Origin of the sequence: Paenibacillus albidus (assembly GCF_014644435.1) — a bacterium.
GTDB classification, from domain to species: Bacteria; Bacillota; Bacilli; order Paenibacillales; family Paenibacillaceae; genus Paenibacillus_AQ; species Paenibacillus_AQ albidus.
In genome coordinates, this window is record NZ_BMKR01000049.1 from 1 (window position 1) to 12,928 (window position 12,928).

Genomic DNA, 12,928 nt, shown 5'->3' on the forward strand with positions numbered 1-12,928 from the left:
GGGGCAGGTTGCCTACGTGTTACTCACCCGTCCGCCGCTAAGTTGTTTTGAAAGCAAGCTCCCAAAACAACTCCGCTCGACTTGCATGTATTAGGCACGCCGCCAGCGTTCGTCCTGAGCCAGGATCAAACTCTCCAATTAGTATTGAAAAGAGCGATTGCTCATTTTGAAACATCTGACGAGAATTTGCATTCTCTACCGATTCATCTCCAGCATTTGCATGCTGTAAGAATCCTCTTTGTTTAGATTTCACTTTCGTGAATTCCCACTCACTCGTTGTTCAGTTTTCAAAGATCAAGCTCGTTGTTAGCGGCGATTAGCTCGTCACCAGCAACTCTTATAATATATCATACTGAGTTTAGAAATGCAAGCTTTTTTTCGAAGTCATTTATCTTATTCATTCGTTAGCTTGTCATTGTCCCTCAGCGCTTATCTATAATACCCTATCTACTAATATAAAAGCAACCCCTAAATAAAAGAAAAACAACCGCTTAGAATTCAGCCGGTTGTTTTATATATTCATATCGTTTGTTATCTCGATCAATTAGTAGAATTTCGCTGCGCTGTATTTACTAGCACTCTTGATCAGTTCTACTGTCTTACTGCCTTTAACCAAACCTGCATCTACCGTTGTATCAATAGTTACCCATTTGCCATTCAGCAGTACTTCATTCCAGGCATGATATTGAGTCACATAGCTTGTATTCCCCATAACCAGTTTAGCCGGAATGTCCACGCTGCGCAGCATTGCGGCAAACAGAGATGCGTAATCGTAGCAAATCCCTTTTTGATTGGTCAGAGTATTATTGATATTCGGGATATAATCGGTTGTTACTGTATTAGCAAGAGTATAATCATATTTCACGTTGGTTACGATGTAGTTATAAATCGCTTTAACCTTCTCCTCATCCGTGGCTTTGCCTTGGGTAAGTTGTTTGGCTTTGAGGATGGCTTTGTCGGATGAACTCCATTTCACGTTCTGAACCGAGCTAAGATATACAGCAGCCGCATTATCAAGGGATAGATCTACTACTTCTGAATACAAGGATTTATACTTGTTGCCTGTAGTGTTCTCCAGAACAGATACTTTATATGCACCGTTCCCTTGTTGCAGCGGAAAAGTCTCGAGTTGTTTGGAGGAAAACATATTATAGGTGTAGCTCTTGCTGTCTTTGGTAATCATCACTTTGATGCGCTTGTCCTTAGGAACATCATATTGAATCCCGATAATGCCTTCGCTTAATTTGGAGGTGTCCAGCCAGCTTGCATCCGCGCTTGCGGTTGGAGCAGCAGTGAATTGAACAGAAGTTACTACTATCAACATTGTCAGCAACATCAAATAAAACTTTTTCATTAGATAAAACCCCTTTCGGTAGCTGGCTGCCATCCTTACGGGAAGGCCCTTTAGCTTTGCGTCCCTATCTTTCGATAGGTTTGCCGTTGTCGTATAAGCTCTATCTACTTCTATCTGCTATAGAAAAATTGATAGACATAATCCAGGATAAACAAAAAAAGCCTCTTCATTCGGTAACTGGCTGCCATCCGGTGACGGGAAGGCCCTTTAGCTTTGCGTCCCTATCTTTCGACAGGTTTGCCGTTATCGTGTTTAGCTTTTCTATTTATAATTCTACCATATTTTTCTGTATATACAAGGTCTAAAACACTAGTTTCCCTTAAATTTTATCAATTTCCTCTTCCATTCCCGATTAAACGACAAACCTTCGGCTAATCAGGGTAATTTGGCATGGACTATTAGGCGATGAGTAGGATCTACAAGGGGGTCGCAGGTTATAAGTGTCAAAATCTTATCCTCGTTATTCCCATCCAGTACAGATACATCGGTAGGCTCCACTATGGAAATATCATATACTTCATAAGTATAGACTTCACCGCTAGTCTTAACGGTGATTTCATCACCTATGGCCACTTCATTTAATCTGTTGAACAACCTTCCCTTGGTACGCGCTCTGTGAGCGGCAATAGCCGCGTTGCCGCTTTCCCCGATGGGGGCGGTCTCAATCATATGTGCAGCCGCATGTTTCATATTGGCTTTGGTGGCATCCTCCAGGACAGGCAACTTCAGATTGATTTTGTCAATTTCGATCACCGCAATCACTTTGCCCCCTACTTTGACCTCAGGCTCTTCTTTTACAGGGGCCTGAGCAGTTTCATCCAATACGGATTCCTCCGCGAGGAGCTGGGTCACTTGGGCGTATTTGCTCTTCAGGTCAGGATCAACGGGTGCAGGGGTACTTTCACTATAGCTTAGTTCTGCCTCTTGCAGCAGCTTCTGTTCCTGCCAATTGCTATACCATTCGCTTCCCTTTGGATAGAGCATCAGGAGAATCCCGGCCAGAATAATAAGATAGGAAACCTTGCGCATATTTTCGCCTCCTTGTTCAAGTATCTCCGTTCATTCTAAAATACCCACTTGCGGCTGCCAAAGAAATTAATGATAACGGTTATGAACGTAGCCAGTACTTTGGCAAGCAGCACCGGTACCTCCAGTTTGTCTGTCAACAGATGCATTAGCAGCAGCGATATGCCCAGAACCGCCACATTCAGCACTATAAACTTAACCAGCTGCAAGCGGCCCGCCCCCTTCTGCTTGCTGCTGCGGTCTTTGAAGGTTACTTTTTTATTGAGAATAAAACTGTTGGCGGTTCCCGCACTATAAGAGATAACCTGGGCAAGTGTATAGACCATCCCGAGCGAATGAAGCAGTGTAAACACTGCAAAATCAATCAGTGTATTCAGCAGTCCCACAGCATTGAATTTGAGGAACTGCACAACCCCTGCACGCAAATTGTTATCGGACATGTTCATTATCCTCTTGGAATTGTCCGGCTTCTCCGGTTGGATAACCTTTGGTCTCACGGACAATATACAGCGGCCGGTCTTTCGACTCATCATAGATGCGCCCGATATATTCCCCGATCACTCCCAGCAGCATTAACACGATGCCGTTGAACAGCAGATTGATACCCACTACCGAAGCCCAGCCTGGGATGGTCCAGGAAGTGAATAATTTCTGGAACAATACAAAAAATAAATAAATAAAGCTGGAGAAGGACAGGAAAAATCCAACGTAGGATGCAATCTTCAGCGGCTTGTGCGAAAAGGACGTAATGCCATCCAGCGCAAAGCGGATCATCTTTTTGAGGGGATATTTTGTTTCTCCGGCAAAACGCTCCTCACGTACGTATTCAACCATTGTCTGCCGGAAGCCGACCCAGCTTACCAGTCCCCTGACATAACGGTTTTTTTCTTTAAGACCACGCAGCACATCGCATACTTTACGGTCTATCAGGCGAAAATCACCCGTATCGGTCGGGATTTCCACACTGGTCATGCTGCTGAGCAGCCGATAAAAGAGCTTGGCGGTTACTTTTTTGAAAAGAGTCTCTCCGTGGCGCTTCAGACGTTTCGCATAAACGACCTCATACCCTTCTTTCCACTTCGCGATCATTTGCAGGATAACCTCCGGCGGGTCCTGGAGATCGGCATCAATAACGACAACCGCCTCCCCCACGGCATAATCCATTCCCGCAGTAATGGCGACCTGATGGCCAAAATTACGGGAGAAATCAATCAGCTTCACATGTGTGTCCCGGCTGCTGATCTCCTGTATGATCTCTGCTGTGCGGTCACGGCTCCCGTCATTGACGAAGACCAGCTCGTAGGTATCGCCGCATTCGTCCATTACTGCTCTGAGCCGTTCGTAGGTATGCTTAATGACTTCCTCCTCATTAAACATCGGGACAATTACGCTATATCTGGCTTTCACCTGGGTTCCTCCTAAAGTTTGATGATGCAATGCCGCTAGAATACCCAGGAAGGGAACCATCGCAGCATATTCGTTACATATTTTCCGTCAACCTGCATTCCTGACAGCACCGGATAAAAAGCGATAAAGAGCAAGGCCGCCACAACCACGTAGGCATAACGCACATATTTGGCCTGGGGATATTTGCTGTCAAGCAGTTTCATTATATATACAATCGCAAGAATCATGAAGGGTACCATCGCAAAATAGTGATACAGGAACGTCTCACGCGGAACCAGCATCCATGGCACATATTGAGAAAAGAAGCCGATCCACATCATGTACAGATTCTTGTCTTTACGGCGCAGGGTGAACCATAGAGTTACCAGCATTGCAAAAATCCCGGTCCACCAGATCAGGGGATTCCCCATAGTAACTATACTGCTGACCGTGCCTTCCGGCAAACCTTCCCCGCCGCTGTAGAACCAGACCGGACGTTTCATAAACGGCCATTCCCACCAGGATGAGGAAAACGGATGGGTAGCCACCAGTTCACTGTGGTAATCGTACATATTGATCTGGGCATCAATCAATCTCTTCACCGTAAACCCTTGTTCCGAGGCCGACAAGGCCGGTATGAAGGACAAGCTGTAGATAATTACAGGAATAATCACAAAAAACACAATACAGCTGGACAATGTAAGAATGGTTTTGCTCCAAAAGCCTTTGACAGCCGAGCCGCAGGCCTCCTTCAGCTCCTTATCGCCGATTGTCCCTTCCGTAAGCACACGTCCGGCAGCCCGGTATTCCCGATAACGGTCAATTAGCGACAGCGCCAGCATAATGGCCAGGCCTGCTCCTCCATACAGCACAATCCATTTGGAAGCTACCCCAATCCCAAAGAACAGGCCGGACCAGAACAACGGCACCAGCGTTTGCCTAAGCGGCATCCGGTGGAAGTTCAGGGTATAGTAACGCTGCATAAAATAGAACATTAACATAATGAAGAATACGCCATACACATCAATTGTAGAAATCCGGGTCTGGGTAAAATGCATAAAATCAAGCGCGAACAATCCGGCGGCAAGCGCAGCATACCGGGTCTGCCTGAATAAACGCAGCGCCATGATATAGATCAGCGGCAGCATGGCGATTCCGAACAGAGTCCCCATAATCCGCCAGCCGAATGGATTCACCCCCATCAGCTCCATCCCTGCAGCAATCAGCAGCTTGCCAAGCGGCGGATGGGTATTCTCATAAGGAACAATTCCATGCGCGTGTTCATAAGCGGTCCGGGCATGATAGATTTCGTCAAAATAAGTGCTGTTCATAAAACCGGAATACTCAGGAATCATGGCCTGTTCATCAAAAAGATTACCCGCCAGTCCTCTTTTGGCAGCTGCGCCATCCGGCACAACGGCAGCAACCGGAAGCGGAATCCTGTCCCCGCCCTGCTTATAAAAAGCCATTTCATTTAGAGTGAACCCCGGTGAAGTCACGGTAAACTTCACATACCTGGCGGTCACGTTCAAGGGTTGGCTTTTCCAAATGAATACATTGCCGACCTCTTCGTCCACATCCAGCGGGTTGCCCCACGTATCCGGCGAATCGCCGAATTCAAGCTTAAACTTGCCCGTGCCTACACCTCCGAAGATATTCACCCGTTCCAGCGGTGTAGTCTGGCCCAAGTCCACATAAAAGCTCTCCCCGGCGGCTGCCGGTTCCCATAAGGTCTTCGGCGCTTGCGTAGACCCCAGGTTAAACAGGGCGATTGCCGCATAAATCCCTGTTATCACTGCTATGGATATCCAGTCCTTGCGACCCAGCTTGATCCGTGACTCCACGGCTCTCTCCGGAAGTGGCCGTATATCCGCCACAATCCCAAGGTCCTCGCGTTGTCTTTCCGTGTCTGTATAAGGCGCAGGAAGCGATTTTGGCTTTTGACGGACATACACATCGTAACCGATGTACAACATATACAGCAGCAAACCAAGATTGGCAATCGAAGTCACCAGCACAATCCCATCGGTCGGCGGGTTGCTGTCCGCATTCAGATGAGCCAGCGTGTAAGCGACATTAATATACTGAGTTAAGCTGAAGCCGAGGAACAAGGTTAGAAAACGGCGATCCTTGCTGTGAATATAAGTAAACAGGCACAGAATCAAAGCCGGAAACAGATACCGTTCGTGCATTTTCGTTCCAAGCACAAACACAACAACGATCAACAGCATGCCAATGAAATAGGCCTTGGACATTTCCAGCCGGTCTTTTTGGAAGGAATAATATGCCGCCAGCCCAACTGCCGCCAGTATAAAGATGAACCCCCAGATCCGGTATGGAATGCCCAGCCAGGTTAGATCAAGCGATGACCAGAGCGGATCGGTCAGTGCATACAGGTTAAACGCATTGACAGTCGAATAAGGGTAAGAGGACAACGTGTTTTTGTAAAGCTCAATCACTCCGAATCCGCCGCTGTTCCAGAAGAATGGCGCAGCCAGTACAGCAAAAATCCCCAGCCCGTACAGGGCACCGATCCCCAGCTGCTTCCAGGCCCGGTGATGATAGAATGCGAACAGCAGTACCGGAGTAAAGATTAAAGCCTGCGGTTTAATCAGCGTAGCCAGTGCAAACCAGATCGCTGCGCGTACAAACGTTTTGTTCGCCGCTCCATGAATGCTAAGCAGCAGGAAAATAAGGAAAAAGGAATCGGCCTGCCCCCAGGCTGCTGAATTAATCAGCACCGCGGGGTTGAACAGGAACAGCAGCATCAGGCCAAAGGCAATGCCGTTCCCCAGCTTTTTACTGCCGATCCGGTAAATCATTATTCCCAGTACAAGGTCGGACAAAATCGCAGGCAGCTTAAAGATCAGATTCTCTCCGCCTGAACCGTGTGCAAAACCAAATATCCCGCGAATGATGCTAAGCAGGTACAATATGTACAAATAACCGGGTGGATAGTCAGCAAAATATCCCTCTTCATAAAACTTTCCGGGTCCCAAATCCACCAGCCGCTGGCCCCAGGCGATGAACGTATTCATATCATTCTGATACCCTTCTGCGGTCAGGCCTATCCAGATCCGCACGATCAGGGCAACTCCAAGAGCGGCGTACAGCCCTTTGGCGTAGATATTCTCCGGCGTCTTTAGCAGTTTGTCATTGCGGAAAGCTTTTAAATAGAGAACTGCAAACAAAACACTGAACAAAGCTGATAGAATCAGCATCTTGGCCGGGGACACTTTATGCGGAGCCTCCGCTTCCTGGGTTCCGCCCTGAACGGCCGTGCCGGAATCAAGCGAAATCACCGTTGCACCTGCAGGAGCAGCATCCAGCTTTTCTACGGACAGATCATCGAAATAGGCTTTGCCCTGTGACAGATTCGCATATCCGCCCAGAGCTGCACCAATGCCGAGTTCACGCTGTTCCGTTCCGGTCTGCCCATAGAATTCAAGGTACTGCCAATCACCTGACGTATCCGTTGTACCAGGGTAGCCGCCGCCGATGCCGAGGACAAAGATGTTCGCGCCCAGCCCCCCGCCGGCTTTGTTTACGACCTTGGTATATCCGGATATTTTGTAGTAGCTGCCCGGTTCAACCGGAATCGTCTGCACCCATTTAAGATGGTTCGGCTCCAGATTCTCAATGACTGCCGCCTGGCTGCCTGAACGAACCTCTTCCGACTGCACCGACAGATAACCGGCGCTTTTCTCCGCAATCCATGCATCCTGTGTCCAACTGGACGGGATACCGTTTTCGCCTTCCTCGAAGCCGGGGTTCTGCAATAAATTTCCTTCGGCATAAATGCTTGTTACCGGAAGTGTGAATAACAGGAGCATCACAAAGGATAGTGCAGCCGCGCGTATATTCTTGATCATCGTTCCATCCTCACCTCATCAATAGTAATCTCAAGTTTTGGTACGGCTCTACTTCGGCGTAACGACCGTATAGTTGGTGAATTTTTTGATTGTGTAATTGGTGCTGTCTGCAAGAACAGGATCACCGTTCCAGAAAATATACGCTGCCGCTTCTCCCTCAACAATCTGCGGACTTCCAAACACATATCTTCCGAAGGACGTCACCTGCTGAAAAGCATCTCCGGGATTGGCATAATTAACGGTATTAAGGAAGTCATGTGGAGAGAGGGTCTCATAAAAAAGCACATAAATATAAGGCATGTTCACCCTATTCGTCACATACACCGTGCCTTCACTTGATTCCGAGGCATACCGGATCGCTTCTCCGATGGATTCATAGAAGTTAGGTCCGATCTCCCCCGGGAAGTCCCGAAAATAAACGGAAGTGAAAAAAACAAAAAATATACCGAACGCAATGGCTGACACTTTCGCCACGTTTTTGAATCTGTGAGCAAGCCAACTGAAGCCGGCCACAAGCAGCAGAATCACCGGGTAGAAAATAACATTGATCCGGTTGATGTTCACATTCGTAACGCAGGCCATCAGGACAGCTGTAAGGAACCAAATCAGGATTACAGCCTGGGCGGTACCTGTCTGTTCGCGCTTACGGATTGCTATTGCCATTGCCGCAAGCCCCAAAATTACAAATGGCAGCGCAATCGGATACGCGTAACCGTAAGGTGTTATCGAATTCCAGGGCAAGCCGTCGCTTCCGCTGAAGATCAGCTTGGCAAATTCACGAAAATTACTGCCGGCGGTTTGGAACAATTGTCCTCCGAAGAGCGAGGACACCTGCTCGATACGTGGTGCGGTCAATTTTGGGATCGAAAACACGGGAGTAGAAATCCCCTGCTGGTTCATACGGTTAATAACTATAAATATTAATATCGGCAGTGCCATCAGAACAAACAGCACGAAATTCCCCAGGATCGTCTTGTAATTCAACACTTTCTTATACAATAGAAGAATTACGGTGCAAAGCGCAAATACCGGAACAAAAAAGTAGGCTGTACCATAGGCATAAAGCGATAACGCAAGCACAACCGTAAAGGCATAGGACCATTTGGGCTTCTCAAAGGATAGGAGCAAAAAATAGACGGCGATCAGGAGCAGCGTGGGAAACAAATTGGATTCCAGCGCCCACCTCGACATCATGATGTGCCAAGGATTAATGGCGATAAAGAACATGGCGGCAAGCCCCGCCGTTTGGGAAGCAAATAATCTTCTGGCCAAAAGATAAAAGATAACCATGCCGAGCAATCCCATAACCAGGCTAACCATACGCACAGAGACCGGAGTCAGGCCAAACATCCAGATAAACGGCAAGGATAAATAGGCATAAAGTGCATTTTGCCCGCTCCCCCAGGCAATCAGATGAACAGGCAGATGAATACCGTTGCGGTCTATTCCATAATGAAGAATGGAGTATGCATCGTACCCGATGGAAGCCTCGTCCTGATTTAGTCCGGGCGGAATGGAGCCTATGTAGACCACACGAATAACAGCCCCCAGCAGGAACAGCACAACCAGCCAAGGATTGCTTTTGCAGTAGCTAAGTCCTCTATGTAATTTATTGGACAACCTTCATCACCTCTTCAACAATATAATCTAAATAGTAGGTGATGAAAAGACTGTTGCACAGTTTGTGAAGATCCGACAACGTACGACAGAGCCAAAACACGAAAAAAAGACTCCTTTCATTAGAAAGGAGCCGGAAATGAAAGTTCAGCCGGGGTTAACCTTGGCTGCCGAGCAATGAGTACCGCAGGATAATCAGAATGGCAAGTACCCACATCATCCAGTGGATGTCATATTTCTTTTTCCCTGCCAGATTGGCAACAGCAGCAAGGATAACATAAGTTACAATACCAAAGCTGATACCGTTGGCGATATTGTAGGTGAAAGGCATGATTACGAAAGTAAGGAAGGCCGGAATAGCGACCACCATATCCTCAAAATCAATCTGGCGGATCGACTGGGCCATCAGCACACCTACAATAATGAGTGCAGCCGCAGTTGCTGAACCCGGAATAAGGGCAGCTACCGGAGCAAGGAACAAAGCAAGCAGGAAGCAGACACCTGTGGTTACCGCTGTCAGACCTGTGCGGCCTCCTTCGGCTACACCGGCTGCACTTTCTACGTAGGCGGTTGTTGTCGAAGTACCAAGCACGGCACCTCCGGCTACAGCCACTGCATCAACGAACATCGCTTTGCCGACACGCTTTTTGCCCTCTTCAGCATTATCCATAATACCGGCACGTTGAGCCGTACCTACCAGCGTTCCAAAGGTATCGAACAACTCTACAAAAGTGAAGGTAGCGATGGCTGAGATAATCCCGGTGTGCAGGATACCGTCCCAGTCAAATTCCATGAAGTTCAATTGAGTCAGATCGGGAACCCATGGTGTTTCCGGATTGGACAAGGTGTTGAAATCAACAGCGCCCATAAAAATGCCCGCCACCGTGGTACCCAGGATTCCAAACAGGATTGCCCCGCGTACATTGAGCACCATCAGGATGGAAATTAGCAACAAGCCGATGATGGCCAGCTGGACATTGGTGTTCTCCAGGCTGCCCAGATGAATCACCGTTTCAAAGGAAAGCACGTCGGTGAACTTGCCTGCGGCAATGTCGTTGCCCGCTTCTACACCGATCGTCATTAATCCGCTGTTCTTCAGACCGATGATGGTAATGAACATCCCGATCCCTACGGTAATAGCATGCTTCAGACTGTCCGGAATGGCAGTCAGCAGGATTTGCCGGACCTGCGTAATAGTGAGCAGGATAAAGATCAGACCAGAAATGAAGACAGCGGTCAGACCCATCTGCCAGGTGAACGGTTGATCTGTCGTTGCGGAAGACAGGATGACAGAAGCAAAATATGCATTAAGTCCCATGCCTGGCGCCAGAGCAACCGGGAAATTTATGAACAGGCCCATTGCAATGGTGAAAATACCCGCAGCCAGCGCTGTGGCCAAAAACACAGAGTACCAGCCCATGTCGATGCGGCCAAAAGCTGTTAAAGTATTTGGATTAACCGACAGAATGTAAGCCATTGCCATAAAGGTGGTCAAACCGGCCATAATCTCTGTTCGTACTGTAGTGCCCTTCTCTTTCAACTTGAAAAAGCGGTCCAAATTGTTCTCCCCCTAAGGTATATGGTATAAGGCAGCAACAAAAAGCCGGCATCTTATCATCTAGACGGCGGCCCGGAAAAAGAGTGAATACGCTCAAGGCAAGCCTGAATATATAGCTTGCACTGAAAGGACTCTTCTTAATCGTAGCCAGGTCATTACGGTGACCTCGTAGAGACTTCCAGGCCAATCCCTGGAATTATACGAATATATGTGTTGTTGTGCTTTATCATTTTAGGTGGACACAATATCAGTTGTCAATGATAAAAACGAACATTATCCACTTTATTTTTGCTATCGTTCGTAATTTAGATGCTTTTCAGTTGAATTTACCAGATATATGCTGATTATCCGCCGTTCCGCAGGTGTGCACCTTAGCCTTCGCTCCTTAAAGCTAAAAAAAAGAGCATCCGAAACCGGATGCTCTTTAGGCTATAACTATTCCCACTCAATCGTTGCAGGGGGTTTGGAAGTAATATCATACACGATGCGGTTTACATTCTCGACTTCGTTGACGATGCGTACGGAGATTTTCTCCAGCACATCCCACGGGATACGCGCCCAGTCGGCGGTCATGCCGTCGATGGAGGTTACGGCTCTGATACCTACAGTATAGGAATACGTACGGGCATCGCCCATGACGCCGACACTCTTCATGCCCGGCAAGGCGGTGAAATACTGCCAGATCTCACGGTCAAGACCTGCTTTGATGATTTCCTCACGCAGAATGTAGTCGGAATCCTGAACAATCTTCAGCTTGTCCTCTGTGACTTCGCCCAGAACGCGGATGGCAAGCCCCGGTCCCGGGAACGGCTGGCGCCAAACCAGGGCACTCGGCATTCCCAGTTCTTCGCCAAGCCTACGGACTTCGTCCTTGAACAAGGTGTTCAAAGGTTCAATCAGGCTGAATTTCATATCTTCCGGCAGGCCGCCCACATTGTGGTGGGATTTGATTGTCTGGGCCATTGCCGTTCCGCTCTCTACGATATCCGTGTACAGGGTACCTTGGGCCAGGAAAGAGAAATCGCCCAGCTTCGCGGACTCTTCATCGAAGCAGTAGATAAACTCATTGCCGATGATTTTGCGCTTCTGCTCAGGATCGGAAACTCCGGCCAGCTTGCCCAGGAAACGTTCACTCGCATCGATCTTCACTACATGGATATCAAATTTACCGACAAAGGTCTCCATGACGCTTTCCGCTTCGCCTTTACGCAGCAAGCCATGGTCAATAAACATACAAGTCAGTTGGTCGCCGATCGCACGGTGAATAAGCATCGCCACAACCGAGGAGTCAACGCCGCCGCTGAGGGCACAGAGAACCTTTTTGTCGCCTACTTTATCCCGTATATCCCGGATGGCATCGTCAATAAACGATTCCATGGTCCACTTGCCGTCGCAGCCGCAGACCTGATACAAGAAATTCGAGATCATCTCGTTGCCCTGTACAGAGTGGCGAACTTCAGGATGGAACTGAACCGCAAAAAACTTGCGCTCATCGTTGCTCATCGCCGCGATCGGTGCGCTTTCGGTTCCAGCGTCCAGCCTAAAACCTCCTGGCAGCTCCACGACATGGTCGCCGTGGCTCATCCATACCGTCTGACGGTTCTCAAGTCCCGCTGCAAGCAGCGAGCCTTCGACAAAATCAACATCGGCTTTGCCGTATTCGCGGTTGGCGGAACGTTCTACCTTGCCCTCGAGCTGATGAGCCATCAGCTGCATCCCGTAACAGATCCCCAGGATCGGCAGTCCCAAATCATAAATGGCCGGGTCAACATGCGGAGCATCCTCGGCATATACACTGCTCGGTCCGCCGGAGAACACAATCCCTTTGGGCGAGAGCTCTTTGATCTTGTCTACTGGCGTATTATAGGGCAGAAGCTCGCTGTATACCCCAAGGTCCCGAATTCTGCGCGCGATTAGCTGGTTGTATTGTCCTCCAAAATCAAGAACAACGATAATTTCATTTGGCTTGTTCATTACGTGCCTCCCTTGATTATTGGATTCATTATACTCATGTATAATTCTTACCGTCAAGGAAAGGACAAATCCACCAATTGGATATCTCAGATGCTGTAAAATCCCTTCATGGACTTGAAGCATCCCTTGACCAAGTACAGT

8 protein-coding genes, 1 rRNA gene and 3 riboswitches are annotated in these 12,928 nt (G+C 48.3%); all 9 genes read right to left on the reverse strand.

Features of this window, described 5'->3' with window-relative positions; translation table 11 throughout:
- Window positions 1-141 (reverse strand): 16S ribosomal RNA (locus tag IEY53_RS31320); the annotation flags it as partial.
- 403 nt (window positions 142-544) lie between these two features.
- Window positions 545-1,354, reverse strand: a complete 810-nt coding sequence (locus IEY53_RS31325) for a transglutaminase-like domain-containing protein (protein ID WP_189031823.1) — start codon at window positions 1,352-1,354, stop codon at window positions 545-547.
- Between the two features lie 14 nt (window positions 1,355-1,368).
- A riboswitch (cyclic di-GMP riboswitch) is annotated at window positions 1,369-1,449 on the reverse strand.
- Window positions 1,450-1,523: 74 nt separating this feature from the next.
- Window positions 1,524-1,606: riboswitch (cyclic di-GMP riboswitch) on the reverse strand.
- Window positions 1,607-1,729: 123 nt separating this feature from the next.
- A complete protein-coding gene (locus IEY53_RS31330) occupies window positions 1,730-2,383 on the reverse strand; it encodes a class D sortase (RefSeq protein ID WP_189031825.1) in 654 nt (217 codons plus the stop codon).
- 35 nt (window positions 2,384-2,418) lie between these two features.
- On the reverse strand, window positions 2,419-2,820 hold the full coding sequence (locus tag IEY53_RS31335) for a GtrA family protein (protein ID WP_189031827.1): 402 nt from the start codon (window positions 2,818-2,820) through the stop codon (window positions 2,419-2,421).
- Window positions 2,810-3,787 (reverse strand): glycosyltransferase family 2 protein, encoded by a 978-nt coding sequence (locus IEY53_RS31340; protein ID WP_189031829.1) that lies wholly within the window; start codon window positions 3,785-3,787, stop codon window positions 2,810-2,812. The genes IEY53_RS31335 and IEY53_RS31340 overlap by 11 nt, the downstream gene beginning before the upstream one ends.
- Before the next feature lie 35 nt (window positions 3,788-3,822).
- Window positions 3,823-7,638: a glycosyltransferase family 39 protein gene (locus IEY53_RS31345; protein ID WP_189031831.1), complete on the reverse strand. Its 3,816-nt coding sequence runs from the start codon at window positions 7,636-7,638 to the stop codon at window positions 3,823-3,825.
- Window positions 7,639-7,686: 48 nt separating this feature from the next.
- Window positions 7,687-9,258, reverse strand: coding sequence for a glycosyltransferase family 39 protein (locus IEY53_RS31350; RefSeq protein ID WP_189031833.1), 1,572 nt, complete (start codon window positions 9,256-9,258; stop codon window positions 7,687-7,689).
- Between the two features lie 154 nt (window positions 9,259-9,412).
- The gene (locus IEY53_RS31355) at window positions 9,413-10,813 is read right to left on the reverse strand and encodes an NCS2 family permease (protein ID WP_189031836.1); all 1,401 of its coding nucleotides are present in this window, start codon (window positions 10,811-10,813) and stop codon (window positions 9,413-9,415) included.
- A gap of 124 nt (window positions 10,814-10,937) precedes the next feature.
- A riboswitch (purine riboswitch) is annotated at window positions 10,938-11,037 on the reverse strand.
- Between the two features lie 211 nt (window positions 11,038-11,248).
- Window positions 11,249-12,787: a glutamine-hydrolyzing GMP synthase gene (gene guaA, locus IEY53_RS31360; protein ID WP_189031838.1), complete on the reverse strand. Its 1,539-nt coding sequence runs from the start codon at window positions 12,785-12,787 to the stop codon at window positions 11,249-11,251.
- Window positions 12,788-12,928: the final 141 nt, after the last annotated feature.